We start from the raw sequence: 18,595 nt of genomic DNA on the forward strand, positions 1-18,595 counted from the left end.
GCCGTAAGCCGTAGCCGGAGCCAGGATGTGCGAATAATCCTTCGCGATGTTCAGCACCGTGCCTTCGACATTTTCCGCGAGGCCGTCGGCGAGTTGAGGCGCATCGGCGAGCAGGACTTTAGCCACGCCCGCGATCTTCGCCGCGGCATCGGCTGCGCCTTGCGCGTTCAAACCCGCGACCAGCACATGCACGTCGCCGCCGATCTTCGTGGCCGCTGCAACCGTATTGAGCGTCGCTGCCTTGATCGACGCGTTGTCGTGTTCCGCAATTACCAGAATCGTCATTTTTCCGCGTCTCCTTTACAGCACCTTGGCTTCGTTCTTCAGCTTCTCGACCAGCGTCTTCACGTCCGGCACCGTGATACCGGCGCTGCGCTTCGGCGGCTCGACGACCTTCAGCGTCTTCAGGCGCGGCGCGACATCCACGCCCAGATCCGCCGGTTTCACCGTGGTGAGCGGCTTCTTCTTTGCCTTCATGATGTTCGGCAGCGTGACATAACGCGGCTCGTTGAGACGCAGGTCGGTGGTCACGACAGCCGGCAGCTTCAGCGACAGCGTTTCCGCGCCGCCATCCACTTCGCGCGAGACGGTGGCTTTGCCATCGGCGATCACGACCTTCGACGCGAACGTCGCTTGCGGCAGACCCGCCAATGCAGCCAGCATCTGGCCGGTCTGATTCGAATCGTCGTCAATAGCCTGTTTGCCGAGAATGACGAGCTCAGGCTTTTCCTGATCGACCAGCGCTTTCAGGATCTTCGCGACGGCGAGCGGCTGAAGCTCATCGGCCGATTCGACCAGAATGCCGCGATCCGCGCCAATGGCCATGGCCGTGCGCAGCGTTTCCTGACATTGCGTCACGCCGCACGACACCGCGATCACTTCGGTTGCAACGCCCGCTTCCCTCAGACGCACCGCCTCTTCCACGGCGATCTCGTCGAACGGGTTCATCGACATCTTCACGTTGGCGATATCGACGCCCGTGTTGTCCGATTTCACGCGGACCTTCACGTTGTAGTCGACCACGCGCTTGACTGGCACCAGAATTTTCATCCACACGCTCCAAAGTTACGATTACGTCAACCCAGCGTCATTATACGAGCGACGCGGCGGCTCACTTCCCCGCAATCGGGCAGGCCGAGTCATCGTGCAATAGGATTTTCCCTATTTTTATCGAACGATCGTTCTATTCAAATCCACGAAAACCCGTACTCGTCACCTTTTCATGCTGTTTACCACGCGGTGATGACCGCACCCGCATACTTGCCTTCGACGAACTGCTTCACTTCCGGCGAGTGATACGCCGCCACCAGCTTGGCGACCCACGGCTTGTCCTTGTCGGCGGCGCGGATCGCGATGATGTTCACGTAGGGGCCGTGCGGATCCTCGATGGCAATCGCATCCGACTTCGGCTTCAGACCCGCTTCCATCGCGAAGTTCGTGTTGATGGCGGCGGCGTCGACGTCGTCGAGCGAGCGCGGGATTTGCGCCGCGTCCAGTTCGACGATCTTCAGCTTCTTCGGGTTTTCCGCGATGTCGAGCGGCGTGGCTTTCAGTCCCGCGTCGGCGCGCAGCTTGATGAGACCTTGCTTCTGCAACAGCAGCAGCGCGCGGCCGCCGTTGGTCGGATCGTTCGGCACCGCGACGCGCGCGCCGTTCGGCAGCGCCGCGAGCGACTTCAGCTTCTTCGAGTAGATGCCCATCGGGAAGGTCACGGTATCCGCGATCCGGACGAGCTTGTAGCCGCGGTCCTTCACTTGCGCATCGAGATACGGCAGATGCTGGTAGCTGTTCGCGTCGAGATCGCCGGCGGCAAGTGCGGCATTCGGCTGCACGTAGTCGGAGAACTCAATCACCGTGATCTTGAGGCCGTTCTTCGCGGCGACCTGCTTCACCACGTCCATGATCTGCGCGTGCGGGCCGCCCGTCACGCCCATCTTGATGGCGTCCTCGGCGTGAGCAAGGTTGAACAGCGATGCGCTCAGGAGCGCGGCGGCGAACTTCAGGATGAATCGACGTTGCATGGTGTGGTCTCTTGGGATGATTTCTTGGGATGATTTATTTGTGGCTGAGGCGCCGCACGAGCCAGTCGCCGAACGACTGCACGAGTTGCACGAACACGATGAGAATCACGACGACGGTGATCATCACCTCGGGCAGGAAGCGCTGATAGCCGTAGCGGATGCCGAGATCGCCGAGGCCGCCGCCGCCGATCGCGCCCGCCATCGCCGAATAGCCGACCAGCGAGACGAACGTGATGGTCAGCCCGGCGACGACGCCCGGCAGCGATTCCGGCAGCAGCACCTTGAAGACGATCTGGCGGGTCGACGCGCCCATGGCCTGTGCAGCCTCGATGAGTCCGCGATCCACTTCGCGCAGCGCCGTCTCGACGAGGCGCGCGACGAACGGCGCCGCGGCGATGGTCAGCGGCACGACGGCGGCCGCCGTGCCGATCGACGAGCCGACGATCAGGCGCGTGAACGGAATCACGGCGACCAGCAGGATGATGAACGGCGTGGAGCGCACCGCATTGACGACGCCGCCGAGCACGCGATTCACCGCGAGGTTGGGCAATACGCTGTCGCGGTCGGTCAGATAGAGCAGCACGCCGAGCGGCAGGCCCACGGCCGCGCCCACGAGTCCCGAGATGCCGACCATGACCAGCGTTTCCCAGAACGACTGCACGAACATGTCGAACATTTCACTCAACATGGGACAGCTCCTCCACCACGACGCCCTGCGAGCGCAGATAGTCGATCGCTTCCGCGACCTTCACCGGTTGCCCGCCCGCCAGCACCGCGAGCGAGCCGAACGCCTGGCCCTGGATCTCGTCGATCTGGCCATGCAGGATGTTGAAATCGAGCTCATAGCGGCGAATGGTCTCCGAGAGAATCGGCTGATCGACGCCTGAGCCCGTGAACGCGAGCCGCAGCAGATGCCCGCTGCCGGTCTTGAGGCGCTCGCTCACGCGGGCCTTCAGCGCGGGCGGGAGTTCGTGCGCGATGACATCGCCGATCAGCGCGCGCGTCACCTCGTGATGCGGCCGCATGAAAACATCGACGACCTTGCCCTCTTCCACCACGCGTCCCGCCTCCAGCACCGCGACGCGGTCGCACACCTGCTTGATCACTTCCATCTGGTGCGTGATGAGGACGATGGTCAGGCCGAGCTCGCGGTTGATCCGGCGCAGCAGGTCGAGAATGGCGCGCGTGGTTTCGGGATCAAGTGCGGAGGTGGCTTCGTCGGAGAGCAGCACCTGCGGCTTGCTCGCGAGCGCCCGCGCGATGCCCACGCGCTGCTTCTGGCCGCCGCTGATCTGCGCGGGGTACTTGTCCTTGTGCTGCGTCAGGCCGACCAGTTCGAGCAGCGGCAGCACGGCCGCTTCGATCTCGCCGCGCTTCTTGCCGGAGAGTTCGAGCGGCAGCGCGACGTTGCCGTACACGGTGCGCGAACTGAGCAGGTTGAAATGCTGGAAGATCATGCCGATGTCGCGGCGCGCCGCCCGCAGGTCGTCGCGCGAGAGCGTCATGAGGTCGCGGCCGCCCACCACGACGCTGCCTTCGCTCGGCCGCGTCAGCAGGTTGATGGTGCGCACCAGCGTGCTCTTGCCGGCGCCGCTGCGCCCGATGATGCCGAACACTTCGCCGGCGGGGATCGTCAGATTGACGTTGTGCAACGCCTCGACCCAGCCCCGGGGGCCAGCGAAACGTTGTGACAGATTGTGGATTTCGATCATGGAAATGCAAACGGCGGAAGGCCTCGCCAAGTGCATGCACTCGCGCAGCCGCCGCCGCTTGATCAAGCTGAAGCTGGTTTGTCCTGTTCGCCCGCGATTTTACAGGAGCGGCTTCATTCTGTTTAATAATGATTTCAGATCACCTAATAACTCATCGAAATGACAGGCAAGGCACGCACGCTCTATTCGACGAGCACGGTCACGACGCGTCATGGCGTCGATTTGCTGCTGCATCGCTGGCAGCCCGCGCGGGACGGCGAGACACAGGCGGTGCTCGCGCGCGTGGCGCTCGTGCATGGGCTGGGCGAGCATGCGGGCCGGTATGACGCACTGGCGCTCGCGTTGAACGCGGCGGGGATCGAACTGATTGCAGTCGATCTGCGCGGGCACGGCAAGTCGTCGGGGCCGCGCGTGCGGGTGCGCGTCTTCAACGACTATCTGCGCGATACCGAGGTGCTGCTCGAAGCCTGCGCCGCCACGCCGCCGGCCGCCACGCCGCTGTTCCTGATGGGCCACAGCATGGGCGGGACGATCGCGGCGCTGTACGCCATCGAGCGCGCGCAGGAAAGGAAGCTGGCCGGGCTGATCCTGTCGAGCCCCGCGCTGAAGCCTGCGCCTGGCACGCCGGGCTGGAAAGCTGCATTGACCCGCGCGGCCGGGCTGATCGCGCCGCGCATGGCCGCGTTCAGCATCGACCCCGCGTTGTTGTCGCGTGCAAGCGGTGTGGTGAGCGCGTATCAGCGCGATCCGCTCGTGCATCATGGTCCGGTGCCCGCGCGCACGGCCGCGCAGATTCTCGCCGGCATGGAGCGCGTGGCGGCGAAGCGCGCCGCGCTCAATTTGCCGCTGCGGATATTCCACGGCACCGCCGACGCCATCTGCGATCCCGCCGGCAGCCGTGAATTTGAAGCGAACGTCGGCTCGACCGACAGCACCCTCGCCATGATTCAGGACGGCATGCACGAGACGCTCAACGACCTGGATCGCGATCGCGTGATCCGTGAACTCATCGACTGGATTCTCGTGCGCGCCGATCATGCGCGCACGCATGCGTCCCGCTAGATCTCCGCGAGCGCGCGCAGATGCGCGACCACGCTGCGGCCGAGCGCCGAGAGGTTGTAGCCGCCTTCCAGGCAGCTCACGATGCGCCCTTGCGCGTGACGCTCGGCCACACGGCGAATCTGCTCGGTGATCCACGCGTAGTCGTCCTCGACGAGGCCCATGTTGGCCATGTCGTCTTCGCGATGGGCGTCGAACCCGGCGGAGAAGAAAATCATCTGCGGCTTGAATGCCTCGAGCCGCGGCAGCCACATCATGTCGACCACTTCGCGCACTTCCATGCCCTTGGTGCGCGCGGCGAGCGGCACGTTGACCATGTTGTCCGCGTGATTGCCCGCGCCGCTGAACGGATAGAACGGATGCTGGAAGAAGCTGCACATCAGCACGCGCGAGTCGCCGCTGAAGGCGGCTTCGGTGCCGTTGCCGTGATGCACGTCGAAATCGACGATCGCGACGCGCTGCAATCCATGCACGTCGAGCGCATGCCGCGCCGCGATCGCGACGTTGTTGAAGAGACAGAAGCCCATTGCGCGCGCGGGCTCCGCGTGATGGCCCGGCGGACGCACGCTGCAGAACGCGTTGTCATAGCGCCCTTCGATGACCGCATCGGTGGCCGCGACCGCCGCGCCCGCCGCGCGCAACGCGGCCTGATAGGACGCCGGACACATCGAGGTATCGGGGTCCAGTTCGCTGCGTCCCTGCTCGGGCGTGCGGCTCTTGATGTAGTCGATATGCGCCTGCGTATGCACGCGCGCAAGCTCGGTTTCGTCGGCGAGCGGGGCTTCCTCGCGTTCGATCAGCGCGTCGATGCGGCTCGCGATCAGTTGATCTTCAATGGCCTGCAAGCGTGCCGGGCATTCGGGATGCCATTGGCCGTTGTCGTGCTGGAGGCAGTCGGGATGGGAGTAGAAGCCGGTCGCCATGATGTCTCGCAATGCCGCTTTCGTCGGCTCTCGTCTCGTCTTTTTTCGTCATACACGACCACGGGCCGCGCCTTTGACGCTAAGTTACCACACCGTTACCACAGCGTTCCCGATGACGGCCGCGCCCGCGGACTTGGCCGGTACGGGCGCAAGGCGTCGGTTATACTGCCCCGACGCCTTGCCGGCCGTGCCACTGCGCGCGGCCCGTCGCAGGCCGTTGCGTCCCGTTGAGAATCGTTGCGGATCGATCCCGGTCGATCCAGATCAAAGGCCGGCTCGAGCCACCGAAGCACCTGAAGCACCGCGGCAGATTCAAGGCCAACTCGAGACCGGCTCCATGAGCGTCGTGCCGTCCGAACATCCGGCATCGCCCCAACCGCCCCAACCACGCACACCATGACTTTTCAGTTTGCTCCGTCCGACCTCGCGGCCCCGTTCAAGCCGACTCCACGCGCGTTCCTCGCTGCACTCGTCTGCGCGCTCGGCTGCCTCAGCGCGACCGGCGCCCTCGCCCAGTCTCAGCAACCCCAGACCGCGACGCCGCAAGGCCAGATGTTCGAAGAAGAGATCGTGCCGCAGCGTTACGCGAACAATGCGAATGTCGAGGCGTTCATCAACGACATGGTGGCGCGCTACGACTTCGATTCCTCCGCGCTGCACGACCTGTTCGCGCGCGTCAGCTATTCGGCCACGGCGGCGAAGCTGGTGCTGCCCTCGCCCACGCCCGCGACCAAGAACTGGCGCGCATACCAGGCGCGCTTCATCGAGCCGGTGCGCATCAATGCGGGCGTGAAGTTCTGGCGCGCCAACCAGGCGACGCTCAAGCGCGCGGCCGAGCAGTTCGGGGTGCCGCCGGAAATCATCGTGGGCATCATCGGCGTGGAGACGATCTACGGCCGCTACATGGGCAACTTCCGCGCGCTCGACGCGCTGACCACGCTCACCTTCGATTACCCGAACACGCCGAACCGCGCCGAGCGCATGGCGACCTTCCGCAAGAACCTCGAAGACCTGCTTGTCTGGACGCGCGATTCGCAGATCGACCCGACCACGGTGCTCGGCTCCTACACGGGCGCGATCGGCATTCCGCAGTTCCTGCCGAGCAGCATCGTGCAGTACGCGGTGGACTACGACGGCAACAGCCGCATCGACTTGCGCACGAGTCCGGCGGATGCCATCGGCAGCGTGGCGAATTATCTGAAGCAGAACGGCTGGGAAGCGGGCCGTCCGGTGGTGTGGCGCATTGCCGGCGACGAAGGCAGCCAGGGCATTGCACAGGCGGCGGCGGATGGCGCGCCGGAGCCGAAGTGGTCGCTCGCGCAGCTGACCAAGGCCGGCATGCTGCTCAACGAGCCGGGGTTGAATCTCGCGGCCGAGGCTGCCACGCCGCTCACGGTCGTCGACTTGCCCACGCCCGGGCGCGCAACCGAGTACACGCTCGGGCTGAAGAACTTCTATGTGCTGACGCGCTACAACCGCAGCTTCTTCTACGCGCTCGCTGTGTATCAGCTGGGCGAGGCGGTGAAGGCGCGCATGATCGCGGGCGATACGGGCGCGAACTCGCAATAGCGCGCGGTCCGCTCGAACATGAAGAAAACCCCGGCGCGCCGGGGTTTTCTTATTGAGCGCTGCCAGCCGCCAAGGCCTCAGGCGGGAAACACGCCCGTCGACAGATACCGGTCGCCGCGATCGCAGACGATGAACACGATGGTCGCGTTCTCGACCTGACGCGCGATGCGCAGCGCGACTTCGCATGCGCCGCCCGACGAGATGCCCGCGAAGATGCCTTCGACGGAAGCCAGACGCCGCGCCATGGCTTCCGATGCGGCCTGGCTCACGTTCTCGACGCGATCCACGCGGCTGCGATCGAAGATCTTCGGCAGATACGCTTCCGGCCATTTGCGAATGCCCGGAATGCGCGAGCCTTCTTCCGGCTGCGCGCCGATGATCTCGATCTTCTCGTTCTGCTCTTTCAGATACTTCGACACGCCCATGATCGTGCCGGTCGTGCCCATGGACGACACGAAGTGCGTAATGCGTCCTTCGGTCTGCTTCCAGAGTTCCGGGCCGGTGGCTTCGTAATGCGCGAGCGGGTTGTCCGGATTGGCGAACTGGTCGAGGATGATGCCGCGGCCGTCGCGCTGCATCTGGTCGGCGAGGTCGCGCGCGTATTCCATGCCGCCCTTCACCGGCGTCATGATGATCTCCGCGCCATACGCCGCCATGCTCTGGCGACGCTCCACCGAGAGATCCTCGGGCATCAGCAGGACCATCTTGTAGCCGCGCATGGCGGCAGCCATGGCAAGCGCGATGCCGGTATTGCCGCTCGTGGCTTCGATCAGCGTGTCGCCCGGCTTGATGCGGCCGCGTTCCTCGGCCTTGCGGATCATCGAGGCCGCCGGGCGGTCCTTCACCGAACCCGCCGGATTGTTGCCTTCGAGCTTGCCCAGCACGACGTTGTTGCGGCTGCGGATTTCATCGTCCACGACGCGGACGAGTTGCACGAGCGGCGTGTTGCCGATCGTGTCTTCGATAGTCATGTAAGCCATATGCGGAGCGGAATCGAGTTTTCACGCGCGAGTGCGTCTGGCGTGGAAACAGAGGTAAGGGGGATGGTCGATTGTAGCCCAGCGGTTCTTCCGACGCCCACGCAGCCCTGCCGCGCGGATGGTCTGCCGTCCGAAGGCGTAAGCGCTTCGACAGCTTCAGCAACCCATCATGCATGCAAAAAACCCCGCGGGAGGCACACCGCGGGGAGCCCAAACGCTCTACAGGCTGAAGGAGTCCAAAAGCCAAGGCCCGGTCACGCGCCGCGCACCAGAGCGCGCCCGGAGCAATTCAACGACGCTGCCGGTTATTTCTTGACGACCACCGGCTTGGCCGAGGCGGACGTCGACACCGGCGTGGCGACCGCCGAGTTGGCCGCGCCGGGCGGTGCCGCATTACCTGGCGGTGCGGCCGCCGTTTGAGTGGAGGCGCCGATGGTCAGCCCTTCCGCTTCCAGACGCTGGACGGTCTTGCCGCCCATGCCCTTCACGCGCGTGCTGAGATCGCCGGCGTCCTTGAATGGGCCGTGCGCCTGGCGTTCGTCGAGAATGGCCTTCGCCTTGGCCGGGCCGATGCCCTTGATGCCGCGCAGCGCATCGACATTCGCGGTATTGACGTCGACGGCCGCGAACGCCGAGCCAAGCGAAAGGATCAGCGCGAACGCGGCAAGGGACGAGAGTGCGTGCTTGAACATGACTGAGTCTCCGTGAGGAACCGGCCGGCGACCTGCCGACCGTGAGACCCATGTAGAGAGGGACTGCGCGCGTTTATAGCTGGCCGAACAGCCAGCGCACGTAGCGGTCGACGCCTTCCTGAACCGTCAGGAACGGCGCGTCGTAGCCGGCTGCGCGCAGCTTCGACTGGTCGGCCTGCGTGAAGCACTGATACTTGCCGCGCAGCGCGTCCGGAAACGCGATGTACTCCAGCAAGCCGCGCTGCACGAGTTCCGCGAGCGACAAAGAGGCTTCGCCGTCGAGCGCACGCAAGGAGTTCACGACGGTCGAGGCGATATCGTTGAACGGCTGCGCGCGGCCCGTGCCGAGGTTGAAGATGCCTGACTTCTCCGGATGATCGAAGAAGAACAGGTTCACCTTCACCACGTCTTCCACCGAGATGAAATCGCGCGTCTGCTCGCCCGCCGCATAGCCGTTGTATTCGCCGAACAGCTTGACCTTGCCTTCCGAGCGGAACTGGTTGAAGTTGTGGAACGCGACCGACGCCATGCGGCCCTTGTGCGTCTCACGCGGACCGTACACGTTGAAATAGCGGAAGCCGACGATCTGGCTCTTCGCCTGCGGCAACACCTGGCGCACGATCTGGTCGAACAGCAGCTTCGAGTAGCCGTAGACGTTGAGCGGCTTCTCGTACGCGCGTTCCTCGACGAACTTGCTCGATCCGCCGTAAGTAGCCGCCGACGACGCATACAGGAACTGCGCCCCTTGCGCGAGGCACGTGTCCATCACGTCGCGGCTGTAGCGGAAGTTGTTGTCCATCATGTAGCGGCCGTCGGTTTCCATCGTGTCCGAACAGGCGCCTTCATGGAACACCGCGCGCACCTTGCCGAAATCGCCGCGCTTGAAGCGCTCGACGAATTCGGTCTTGTCGAGGTAATCGTCGATGTCGCAATCGACGAGATTCTTGAACTTGTCGGCGCGCGTGAGGTTGTCGACTGCGATCACGCGCTGTTCGCCGCGCTCATTGAGCGCCTTGACGATGTTGCTGCCGATGAATCCGGCCGCACCGGTAACGATGATGGTCATGGCGGTTTATCAGAGAGAGGGGAATCAGGCGAAGAGTTCGTTGTAGTCGACGGTGGCCGTGCCGAGCTTGCCGACCACGATGCCCGCCGCGCGGTTCGCATACACGATGGAGTCGACCAGCGGCACGCCCGCGCCCAGCATGGTTGCGACCGTCGCGATGACGGTGTCGCCGGCGCCCGAGACATCATACACTTCGCGTGCTTCGGCCGACGTATGCACCACCTGGCCTTCGGTGAAGAGCGTCATGCCTTCTTCCGAACGCGTCAGCAGCAGCGCGCCGAACTCGAGTTCACGGCGCAGCTTCGCCACGCGCTCGTGCAGGTCTTCTTCCGACTTCCATTGGCCGACGACCTCGCGCAGTTCCGCGCGGTTCGGCGTAATGAGCGTCGCGCCGCGATAACGGTCCCAGTCGTCGCCTTTCGGATCGACCAGCACCGGCTTGCCGGCGCGCCGGGCGTCGGCGATCATCTGCGTGACGTGCGTCAGGCCGCCCTTCGCGTAGTCGGACATGAGGATCACGTCGTGCTGCGGCAGGATGTCGGCAAAGCGTTCGAGGCACGCGCGCAGCACTTCGTGATTCGGCGTGTTCTCGAAGTCCACGCGCAGCAATTGCTGCTGACGCGACAACACGCGCAGCTTGATGGTCGTGAGCAGTTCGGGATCGCGTTCCAGATGCGCCGCGACCTTGCTTTCGCCGAGCAGCTCGACCAGGCGTTCACCCGGTTCGTCGTGTCCGACGACACACAACAAACCCGCCTGCGCGCCGAGCGCCGCCGCATTGCGCGCGACGTTGGCCGCGCCGCCAAGACGGTCTTCCTTTTTCTGCACATGCACGACCGGCACGGGCGCTTCGGGCGAGATGCGGTTGACGTCGCCGAACCAGTAGCGGTCGAGCATCACGTCGCCGACCACCAGCACGCGCGCCGCCGCGACGCGCGCGCGCGGCACGACGGGAATCTCGGGCTGGCTGTCGTGCTTAATGTCGTGAGCCGTTGGAGTCGAGTTCGACATGGGGACGTCCTATTGCGTAGTAGTCGATGCCCAGTTCGGCCATCGCTTCCGGTTCGTACAGATTGCGGCCATCGAAAATCACCGGCGCCTTCAGCGCGCCTTTCAGATGAGCGAAGTCGGGGCTCTTGAATTCCTTCCATTCGGTCACGATGACGAGCGCATCCGCATTCGTCAGCGCATCCTGTTGCGTTTTCACGAAGTGCAGGCGCTTCATGTCGTCCGCACGGTCCGCGAGATCGAGCGCGAAGACGCGTTCGGCCTCGTCGCGCGCGACCGGATCGTAGGCCTGCACCGACGCGCCGCGCTTCAGCAGCGCCTCGATCATGCGACGGCTCGACGCCTCGCGCATATCGTCCGTGTTCGGCTTGAACGCCAGGCCCCAGACGGCGAACGTGCGGCCGCGCAGATCCTCGCCCATGCGCCGCACGATCTTGTTGACAAGCACTTCCTTCTGGTCGTCATTGACGGCTTCCACGGCTTCGAGGATGCGCAGCGTGTGACCGTTTTCGCGGGCCGTTTGCGCGAGCGCCTGCACGTCCTTCGGGAAACACGAACCGCCATAGCCGCAGCCCGCATACAGAAAGTGATAACCGATGCGCGGATCCGAGCCGATGCCGCGCCGCACCGCTTCGATATCGGCGCCGACGGTATCCGCGAGATTCGACAGGTCGTTCATGAACGAGATGCGCGTGGCGAGCATCGCGTTGGCCGCGTACTTCGTGAACTCCGCCGAGCGCACGTCCATGTAGAGCGTGCGTTCGTGATTGCGGTTGAACGGCGCGTACAGGCGCTTCATCTTCTCGCGCGCGATCTGGCCGGCGTGATCGTCGTCGATGCCGATCACGATGCGGTCGGGCCGCATGAAGTCATCGACGGCCGCGCCCTCTTTCAGGAACTCCGGGTTCGATACGACCGAAACGCCGTGCTTGTCCGAGCCTTCAAGCCCTCGCGCCTTGAGTTCCTCGGCAACGACGCGGCGCACCTGAAGCGCCGTGCCGACCGGCACCGTCGACTTGTCGACAATCACCTTGAAGCCGTTCGAATACTTGCCGATATTGCGCGCCGCCGCGAGCACGTATTGCAGGTCGGCGGAGCCGTCCTCGTCGGGCGGGGTGCCGACGGCGATGAACTGGATGTCGCCGTGCTCGACGCTCGCTTTCACGTCGGTGGAAAACTGGATGCGGCCCGCGGCACGCGTGCGCCTGAGCATTTCCTGCAGGCCCGGCTCGTGGATCGGCACGCCGCCGCTGTTGAGAATCTCGATCTTGCGCGGATCGACATCCACGCAAAACACGTCATTGCCGATTTCGGCGAGACACGCGCCAGTCACTAGACCGACATAACCCGTGCCGACGATGGTCACTTTCATACGCTTTCCAGTGAGGTCTGAATTGCCGGGGCGCGCGCGGCGCCCGCTTTCACGACTGATTCGACTTTGCTTGCGCGGCTCAGGCCGAACTCGTGATCGGCTCGACGCGGCGCGGCGCGTAGGTCTCCCAGCCGCTGCAGCCGGGACACTGCCAATAGAATAGCCGCGCACGGAAACCGCAGGTCTGGCACGTGTAACGCGGCAGATTCTTGGTGCGCTGCTTCACCAGATTGCGCATCAGTTCGAGTTCGCCGCGGCGCGGTTCCTCGGCCGTCGCTTCCTGCGCTTCGAGCAGACGCGTCATGCCCGCGAGATTCGGCGCGCTTTGCATCTGCTTGCGCGCCAGCGCGTGCGCCGCTTCCAGTCCGCGCAGTTCCTGCACGTGCTTGTACGCGACATCGAGCAGATCGTTCGACGGATAGCGGGTCGCGTACTCGGTCAGCAGCGCGACGCCGTCTTCCTTGCGTTCGAGCGCGCTGTAGGCCTTCATCAGCTTCTCGGCGACGAGCGGCAGATACGCCTCGTTCTGCTCCTCGACGCGCTTCCAGTGCGCGATCGCGTCGTCCAGATTGCCCGCGGCCGCTTCCACGTCGCCGCCGAGGATGGTCGCACGCACGTTGTCCGGATTCGACGCCAGCGCGAGCTTCAGCTCCGCGCGCGCGCCGTCGGGATTCTTGCGCTGCAACGCTTCCTGCGCGAGCTCGCAATGAAAATGCGCGATCTCCATGTGCAGCGACGGCGCGCCCATCTTTTCGATCTGCTCGGCCGTCGTGATCGACTTCGGCCAGTCCTTCTCAATCTCGTAGATGGTCAGCAGCGCGCGTTTCGCGCCGAGCGAGTATTCGCCGGAATCGAGCGAGCGGAAGGTTTCCTCGGCGCGGTCCAGCAGGCCGGCCTTCAGGAAGTCCTGGCCCAGCTCGTAGAGCGCGTGATCGCGCTCCGCGACCGGCAGATCGGCACGGCTCAGCAGGTTCTGGTGCACGCGGATCGCGCGATCGGTCTCGCCCCGGCGGCGGAACAGGTTGCCGAGCGCGAAGTGCAGTTCGATGGTTTCAGGGTCCAGCTTGGCAACTTCGATGAAGGCATCGATGGCCTTGTCGTGTTGCTCGTTGAGAAGGAAGTTGAGGCCGCGGAAGTACGAGCGCGGCAGGTTCGCATTCTCGGACAGCAGCGTTTTCAGGTCATAGCGGGACGTCATCCAGCCCAGCGCGAACGCGACGGGAATGACGAGCAGCCACCAGAAGTCTAGATCCATGCGATTAGTCGAGATGAGTGAGGTGTCTGCCGGCCGCGGGCGTCATAGTCAGATGAGCGGCGGCATCGGCGGTTCTTCCTTCACCACCGGCGTCTCGCGCGCCACGCGCAACTCGCGCTTGAGGCGGCCGTTCTCCATGCGCAGGCGCACCCGCGCGGGCAACGCGGAAACGAGCCCCGCCAGCAATCCAACGACGAAAAACGCCAGGCCGATCAGGATCAGCGGCGCTTGCCAGGCATAGCCGGCGAGGAAATTCAGCGTCGCCGTCTGGGTGTTGGCCAGGGCCAGCACCAGAAGCAGCACGAAAACCAGGACGCGGATCAGCCAGACAATGAATTTCATACGGGGTCTCGCGGGAGCGGTTGCGGGTGGTGCACGTGGCGCATGCAGCGGTGCAGGATGCGGCCGTTTCTTGTGGAACGGCGAGCGAAGCATGTTACGAGGTCAAAGTGACCGGTATTGTAATTGATGCTTATGCGCACCGGCAGTCGTCGGCGCTTTGCTCGTCTTTCAGCAAGCCACGCACCCGTCGCGTGCATATCGCGTGCAAATGCAGCGCCCATGAAAAAAGCACCCCGAAGGGTGCTTTCTCTGGTCGAGGGCCCGCTGGCCGACGAACCCGGCCGATCAGAGATCGTCCGCGTCGTCGTCATTCGACATCTTCAGCGGCTCGCCCGAGCGGCCGTCAACGCGTTCGCGCAATTCCTTGCCCGGCTTGAAGTGCGGCACGAATTTCTCCGGCACCAGCACTTTCTCACCCGACTTGGGATTGCGCCCGACGCGCGACGGACGACGGTTGAGCCCGAAGCTGCCGAAGCCGCGAATCTCGATGCGGTGACCGTTGGCCAAGGCCTCCGACATCGCATCGAGCATCGTCTTCACCGCGAAATCCGCATCCTTGAGGACAAGTTGCGGAAATCGCGACGCCAACTGGGCGACCAATTCCGATTTGGTCATTCTGCAGCCGTGCCGTTAAGGGCTTAGCTGTTCTGGCCGTCGAGCTTGGCCTTGAGCAGCGCGCCGAGGTTGGTCGTGCCGGTCGCGGCGGCGTTCGAGTCGCCCTGCAGGCTGCGCATGGCTTCCTGCTGTTCGGCCGAATCCTTCGCCTTGATCGACAGGTTGATGCCACGCGACTTGCGATCGATGTTGATGATCATCGCGTTGACCTTGTCGCCTTCCTTCAGCACGTTGCGCGCATCTTCCACGCGGTCCTGAGCGATTTCGGAAGCACGCAGGTAGCCTTCGACGTCCGCGTTCAGCGTAATGACAGCACCCTTCGGATCCACCGACTTCACGACGCCGTCGACGATGGCGCCCTTGTCGTTGATCGCGACGAAGTTGCTGAACGGGTCGCCTTCCAGCTGCTTGATGCCCAGCGAGATGCGTTCCTTCTCGACGTCGATGCCCAGAACCACGGCTTCGACTTCGTCGCCCTTCTTGTACTTGCGGACAGCTTCTTCGCCGGTTTCCGACCACGACAGGTCCGACAGGTGAACCAGACCGTCGATGCCGCCAGGCAGACCGATGAACACGCCGAAGTCGGTGATCGACTTGATGGCGCCTTGCAGCTTGTCGCCCTTCTTGTAGTTGCGGCTGAAGTCATCCCACGGATTCGGCTTGCACTGCTTCATGCCGAGCGAGATACGGCGGCGGTCTTCGTCGATTTCGAGAACCATGACTTCGACTTCGTCGCCCAGCTGGACAACCTTCGACGGCGCAACGTTCTTGTTGGTCCAGTCCATTTCCGACACGTGAACCAAGCCTTCGATGCCCGATTCCACTTCGACGAATGCGCCGTAGTCGGTGATGTTGGTGACCTTGCCGAACAGGCGCGTGCCCGACGGGTAACGGCGCGAGATGCCTTCCCACGGATCGTCGCCCAGTTGCTTGATGCCGAGCGAAACGCGGTTCTTCTCTTGGTCGAACTTGAGGATCTTGGCGGTGACTTCCTGGCCAACCGACAGAACTTCCGACGGGTGACGCACGCGACGCCATGCGATGTCGGTGATGTGCAGCAGGCCGTCGATGCCGCCGAGGTCCACGAACGCGCCGTAGTCGGTGATGTTCTTGACCACGCCTTCGACGATCGCGCCTTCCTTCAGCGTCTCGAGCAGCTTGGCGCGCTCTTCGCCTTGCGTGGCTTCGATCACCGCGCGGCGCGACAGCACCACGTTGTTACGCTTGCGGTCGAGCTTGATGACGCGGAATTCGAGCGTCTTGCCTTCGTACGGGGTCGTGTCCTTGACCGGACGGGTGTCGACGAGCGAACCCGGCAGGAACGCGCGGATGCCGTTGACCATCACGGTCATGCCGCCCTTGACCTTGCCGGTAATCGTGCCGGTCACGAGTTCGTTGTTGTCCAGCGCTTTTTCCAGCGACAGCCAAGAAGCGAGGCGCTTCGCCTTGTCGCGCGACAGGATGGTGTCGCCATAGCCGTTTTCCAGCGCGTCGATCGCGACGGAAACGAAGTCGCCCGCCTGCACTTCCACTTCACCCGCGTCGTTCAGGAATTCTTCGAGCGGAATATAGGCTTCGGACTTGAGACCAGCGTTGACGACCACGAAGTTGTGGTCGACGCGCACGACTTCGGCGGAGATCACTTCGCCCGCGCGCATGTCCTGCTTGGTCAGCGACTCTTCGAACAGAGCCGCGAAAGATTCGGTATTCGGGGTGGAGGTTTGCAGGTCGGACATAAAAATCTGTATTTGCACAGCCCTTGCGCGGTGGTCCCGGGACAATCCCATGCTGGACCGGTGAAACGCAAAGCCGTACGGGGTTAAGGGGTTTAACACACGCCCCGCCTCGTGGCGGAGCACCTTGCTGCTTGCTTTTACTGCCTTACTTTTCCTGCACTACGCGAATCCCGCTGTACCAGCCGATGATCTGCTCGACCGCCTGGTCGATGGACAGACCGGAGGTGTCCAGCGTCTTCGCATCCGCCGCAGGCTTGAGCGGCGCGACACTCCGGTTTATGTCCCGGGCGTCCCGTTCGCGCAAATCACGCAGCAGGTCATCTATGCTAGCAGAAAAACCTTTTTGCATCAATTGCTTATGCCGTCTGGCGGCGCGCGCCTCGACGCTTGCCGTCAGAAACACCTTCAACGTGGCATCCGGGAAGATCACGGTGCCCATGTCGCGGCCGTCGGCGACCAGTCCCGGGCGCTTGCGGAAGGCCCGCTGGCGCGCGACCAGCGCCTGACGCACCTCATGATGAACCGCGATGGCGGACGCGCGGTTGCCCACTTCTTCCTGACGAATCTCGCCGGAGACATCCACGCCATCGAGCTGGGCGCAGCCTTCGCGGAAGGTGATATGGAGCGACTCGATCAGCTTTGCAAGGCCGGCCGCGTCGTCCGTCGCGATCTGGTAGCGCACGCTGGCGAGCGCCGCCAGCCGGTACAACGCGCCGCTGTCGAGCAGGTGAAAGCCGAGCGTCGCCGCGACGACCGCGGCGACCGTGCCCTTGCCCGAAGCGGTCGGCCCGTCGATGGTGATCACTGGAATGGGGTCGAATGGACGGGTCGGTTTCATCGAATCTGGCCGTACTGGCCCGTTAGGGTTGCCGTTGAAATCAAAGTCATCGCGCTTCACGGTACAGCACGCCGGTCACGCCTTCACGAGCGCCGCGAAGCGCTCGAAGTAATCCGGAAACGTCTTGTTCACGCATGTCGGATCGTTGATGCGCACCGGCACGCCGCCCAGGCTCACCAGCGAGAAGCACATGGCCATGCGGTGATCGTCGTAAGTGTCGATCGCGGCGCCCGCCGTGAGTGTCGCGGGCGGCGTGACCACCAGATAGTCCGCGCCCTCTTCCACCGTCGCGCCCACCTTGCGCAGTTCTGTCGCCATCGCGGCGATGCGGTCGGTTTCCTTCACGCGCCAGCTCGCGATGTTGCGCAGCGTCGTCGTGCCGTTCGCGAACAGCGCGGCCACCGCGATGGTCATCGCGGCGTCGGGAATCAGGTTGAAATCCATGTCGATGGCGGCGAGCTTGCCGTCGTCGGACTCGACGCCCCGCACCTCGATCCAGTCCTCGCCCATCATGATGTTCGCGCCCATGCGGTTGAGCGCATCGGCGAAACCGACATCGCCCTGGATGCTCGAACGCCCGACGCCTTCCACGCGCACCGGACCATGGCCGATCGCGCCCGCCGCGAGAAAATACGAGGCCGACGACGCATCGCCTTCCACCATGATCGCGCCCGGCGAACGATAGCCGGCGCCGGCCGGAATCGTGAAGCGCGCCCAGCCGTCGCGCTCGACGCTCACGCCGAAGCGCTCCATCAGGCGAATGGTGATGTCGATATAGGGCTTCGAAATCAGTTCGCCTTCGATCTCGATCGTCACCGGCCCGCTGCGCCCTTCGGCCACCGGCAGGCTCATCAGCAGCGCCGTGAGGAACTGGCTCGACACGTCGCCGCGCACGCGCACGGGACGGTCCACCGCGATCTTCGCCGGATGGATCCTGAGCGGCGGAAAGCCGTCGTTGAGTTCGTAGTCGATATGCGCGCCGATCTGGCGCAGCCCGTCGACGAGATCGCCGATAGGTCGTTCGTGCATGCGCGGCACGCCGTGCACGCGGTATTCGCCGCCGTTGACGGCCAGGGCCGCCGTCAGCGGACGTACCGCCGTGCCGGCGTTGCCGAGAAACAGCTCCGCCGCCTTCGACGGAAACGCGCCGCCCGTGCCGGCCACGACGATCCGCTCGCCGTCCTCCCGGACGCCGACGCCGAGCGTCTTGAGCGCGGCGATCATCACGCGCGTGTCGTCGGAATCGAGCAGATTGGTGATCGAAGTTTCGCCGCTCGACAATGCCGCGAGCAGCAGCACGCGGTTCGAGATGCTCTTCGACCCGGGCAAGCGCACCGTGCCGGACGCGCGTGCGAAGGGTCCGAGATCCAGATGTTCCATAGTGTGTCCTTGTTGTGCTGCGTGCTT

General features: G+C 64.1%; 18 protein-coding genes and 1 pseudogene. 2 read left to right on the forward strand and 17 right to left on the reverse strand.

The annotated features are described in order from the left end of the window. The 5 genes and pseudogenes from QCE63_RS11455 to QCE63_RS11475 all read right to left on the reverse strand — a co-directional run. Positions 1-285: pseudogene (locus tag QCE63_RS11455) on the reverse strand (electron transfer flavoprotein subunit alpha/FixB family protein); the annotation flags it as partial. Between the two features lie 15 nt (positions 286-300). After that, positions 301-1,050, reverse strand: a complete 750-nt coding sequence (locus QCE63_RS11460) for an electron transfer flavoprotein subunit beta/FixA family protein (RefSeq protein WP_309832944.1) — start codon at positions 1,048-1,050, stop codon at positions 301-303. 179 nt (positions 1,051-1,229) lie between these two features. Then, positions 1,230-2,021, reverse strand: a complete 792-nt coding sequence (locus QCE63_RS11465) for a MetQ/NlpA family ABC transporter substrate-binding protein (protein WP_309832945.1) — start codon at positions 2,019-2,021, stop codon at positions 1,230-1,232. 34 nt (positions 2,022-2,055) lie between these two features. Next, positions 2,056-2,709: a methionine ABC transporter permease gene (locus QCE63_RS11470; protein ID WP_309832946.1), complete on the reverse strand. Its 654-nt coding sequence runs from the start codon at positions 2,707-2,709 to the stop codon at positions 2,056-2,058. Further along, positions 2,699-3,733, reverse strand: a complete 1,035-nt coding sequence (locus QCE63_RS11475) for a methionine ABC transporter ATP-binding protein (RefSeq protein WP_309832947.1) — start codon at positions 3,731-3,733, stop codon at positions 2,699-2,701. The genes QCE63_RS11470 and QCE63_RS11475 overlap by 11 nt, the downstream gene beginning before the upstream one ends. Positions 3,734-3,892: 159 nt before the next feature. On the opposite strand from QCE63_RS11475, the gene QCE63_RS11480 reads away from it, so the two are divergent. After that, positions 3,893-4,795, forward strand: a complete 903-nt coding sequence (locus QCE63_RS11480; protein WP_309832948.1) for an alpha/beta hydrolase — start codon at positions 3,893-3,895, stop codon at positions 4,793-4,795. Here the strand turns inward: QCE63_RS11480 and QCE63_RS11485 are convergent. Further along, complete coding sequence (locus QCE63_RS11485; protein WP_309833784.1) at positions 4,792-5,715, reverse strand: histone deacetylase family protein; 924 nt, start codon at positions 5,713-5,715, stop codon at positions 4,792-4,794. The genes QCE63_RS11480 and QCE63_RS11485 overlap by 4 nt on opposite strands. A 396-nt stretch (positions 5,716-6,111) precedes the next feature. Between QCE63_RS11485 and mltB the strand changes: the two genes are divergently transcribed. After that, complete coding sequence (gene mltB, locus QCE63_RS11490; protein ID WP_309832949.1) at positions 6,112-7,284, forward strand: lytic murein transglycosylase B; 1,173 nt, start codon at positions 6,112-6,114, stop codon at positions 7,282-7,284. Positions 7,285-7,361: 77 nt separating this feature from the next. Here mltB and cysM read toward each other — a convergent pair whose 3' ends face one another. From cysM to aroA, 11 genes are all read right to left on the reverse strand, one after another. Then, positions 7,362-8,264 (reverse strand): cysteine synthase CysM, encoded by a 903-nt coding sequence (gene cysM, locus QCE63_RS11495; RefSeq protein ID WP_309832950.1) that lies wholly within the window; start codon positions 8,262-8,264, stop codon positions 7,362-7,364. 305 nt (positions 8,265-8,569) lie between these two features. Further along, entirely contained in the window at positions 8,570-8,956 is a 387-nt protein-coding gene (locus tag QCE63_RS11500) for a helix-hairpin-helix domain-containing protein (RefSeq protein WP_309832952.1), read from the reverse strand. 73 nt (positions 8,957-9,029) lie between these two features. Next, a complete protein-coding gene (gene rfaD, locus QCE63_RS11505; protein WP_309832953.1) occupies positions 9,030-10,022 on the reverse strand; it encodes an ADP-glyceromanno-heptose 6-epimerase in 993 nt (330 codons plus the stop codon). A gap of 24 nt (positions 10,023-10,046) precedes the next feature. Then, entirely contained in the window at positions 10,047-11,033 is a 987-nt protein-coding gene (rfaE1, locus tag QCE63_RS11510) for a D-glycero-beta-D-manno-heptose-7-phosphate kinase (protein ID WP_309832955.1), read from the reverse strand. Beyond that, positions 10,999-12,402 carry a UDP-glucose/GDP-mannose dehydrogenase family protein gene (locus tag QCE63_RS11515; RefSeq protein WP_309832956.1) on the reverse strand — a complete coding sequence of 468 codons (1,404 nt, stop codon included), beginning with the start codon at positions 12,400-12,402 and terminating at the stop codon, positions 10,999-11,001. The genes rfaE1 and QCE63_RS11515 overlap by 35 nt, the downstream gene beginning before the upstream one ends. Before the next feature lie 79 nt (positions 12,403-12,481). Further along, positions 12,482-13,657 carry a lipopolysaccharide assembly protein LapB gene (gene lapB, locus QCE63_RS11520; protein ID WP_309832957.1) on the reverse strand — a complete coding sequence of 392 codons (1,176 nt, stop codon included), beginning with the start codon at positions 13,655-13,657 and terminating at the stop codon, positions 12,482-12,484. Positions 13,658-13,705: 48 nt separating this feature from the next. After that, positions 13,706-13,999, reverse strand: coding sequence for a LapA family protein (locus QCE63_RS11525; protein ID WP_309809299.1), 294 nt, complete (start codon positions 13,997-13,999; stop codon positions 13,706-13,708). Between the two features lie 285 nt (positions 14,000-14,284). Beyond that, positions 14,285-14,614 carry an integration host factor subunit beta gene (locus QCE63_RS11530; RefSeq protein ID WP_309832958.1) on the reverse strand — a complete coding sequence of 110 codons (330 nt, stop codon included), beginning with the start codon at positions 14,612-14,614 and terminating at the stop codon, positions 14,285-14,287. Between the two features lie 23 nt (positions 14,615-14,637). After that, positions 14,638-16,368 (reverse strand): 30S ribosomal protein S1, encoded by a 1,731-nt coding sequence (rpsA, locus tag QCE63_RS11535; RefSeq protein ID WP_309832960.1) that lies wholly within the window; start codon positions 16,366-16,368, stop codon positions 14,638-14,640. 127 nt (positions 16,369-16,495) lie between these two features. Continuing rightward, positions 16,496-17,188 carry a (d)CMP kinase gene (gene cmk / locus QCE63_RS11540; RefSeq protein WP_309833785.1) on the reverse strand — a complete coding sequence of 231 codons (693 nt, stop codon included), beginning with the start codon at positions 17,186-17,188 and terminating at the stop codon, positions 16,496-16,498. A 75-nt stretch (positions 17,189-17,263) separates the two neighbouring features. Beyond that, entirely contained in the window at positions 17,264-18,568 is a 1,305-nt protein-coding gene (gene aroA / locus QCE63_RS11545; protein ID WP_309833787.1) for a 3-phosphoshikimate 1-carboxyvinyltransferase, read from the reverse strand. Positions 18,569-18,595 lie beyond the last annotated feature (27 nt).

The sequence above is a fragment of the Caballeronia sp. LZ065 genome, assembly GCF_031450975.1.
GTDB lineage: Bacteria > Pseudomonadota > Gammaproteobacteria > Burkholderiales > Burkholderiaceae > Caballeronia.

Excerpts from the sequence above, each read along its gene's own strand:
- QCE63_RS11460 (WP_309832944.1), bottom strand. The coding sequence starts at position 1,050 with ATGAAAATTCTGGTGCCAGTCAAGCGCGTGGTCGACTACAACGTGAAG.
- QCE63_RS11465 (WP_309832945.1), bottom strand. The coding sequence starts at position 2,021 with ATGCAACGTCGATTCATCCTGAAGTTCGCCGCCGCGCTCCTGAGCGCA.
- QCE63_RS11470 (WP_309832946.1), bottom strand. The coding sequence starts at position 2,709 with ATGTTGAGTGAAATGTTCGACATGTTCGTGCAGTCGTTCTGGGAAACG.
- QCE63_RS11475 (WP_309832947.1), bottom strand. The coding sequence starts at position 3,733 with ATGATCGAAATCCACAATCTGTCACAACGTTTCGCTGGCCCCCGGGGC.
- QCE63_RS11480 (WP_309832948.1), top strand. The coding sequence starts at position 3,893 with ATGACAGGCAAGGCACGCACGCTCTATTCGACGAGCACGGTCACGACG.
- QCE63_RS11485 (WP_309833784.1), bottom strand. The coding sequence starts at position 5,715 with ATGGCGACCGGCTTCTACTCCCATCCCGACTGCCTCCAGCACGACAAC.
- mltB (WP_309832949.1), top strand. The coding sequence starts at position 6,112 with ATGACTTTTCAGTTTGCTCCGTCCGACCTCGCGGCCCCGTTCAAGCCG.
- cysM (WP_309832950.1), bottom strand. The coding sequence starts at position 8,264 with ATGGCTTACATGACTATCGAAGACACGATCGGCAACACGCCGCTCGTG.
- QCE63_RS11500 (WP_309832952.1), bottom strand. The coding sequence starts at position 8,956 with ATGTTCAAGCACGCACTCTCGTCCCTTGCCGCGTTCGCGCTGATCCTT.
- rfaD (WP_309832953.1), bottom strand. The coding sequence starts at position 10,022 with ATGACCATCATCGTTACCGGTGCGGCCGGATTCATCGGCAGCAACATC.
- rfaE1 (WP_309832955.1), bottom strand. The coding sequence starts at position 11,033 with ATGTCGAACTCGACTCCAACGGCTCACGACATTAAGCACGACAGCCAG.
- QCE63_RS11515 (WP_309832956.1), bottom strand. The coding sequence starts at position 12,402 with ATGAAAGTGACCATCGTCGGCACGGGTTATGTCGGTCTAGTGACTGGC.
- lapB (WP_309832957.1), bottom strand. The coding sequence starts at position 13,657 with ATGGATCTAGACTTCTGGTGGCTGCTCGTCATTCCCGTCGCGTTCGCG.
- QCE63_RS11525 (WP_309809299.1), bottom strand. The coding sequence starts at position 13,999 with ATGAAATTCATTGTCTGGCTGATCCGCGTCCTGGTTTTCGTGCTGCTT.
- QCE63_RS11530 (WP_309832958.1), bottom strand. The coding sequence starts at position 14,614 with ATGACCAAATCGGAATTGGTCGCCCAGTTGGCGTCGCGATTTCCGCAA.
- cmk (WP_309833785.1), bottom strand. The coding sequence starts at position 17,188 with ATGAAACCGACCCGTCCATTCGACCCCATTCCAGTGATCACCATCGAC.
- aroA (WP_309833787.1), bottom strand. The coding sequence starts at position 18,568 with ATGGAACATCTGGATCTCGGACCCTTCGCACGCGCGTCCGGCACGGTG.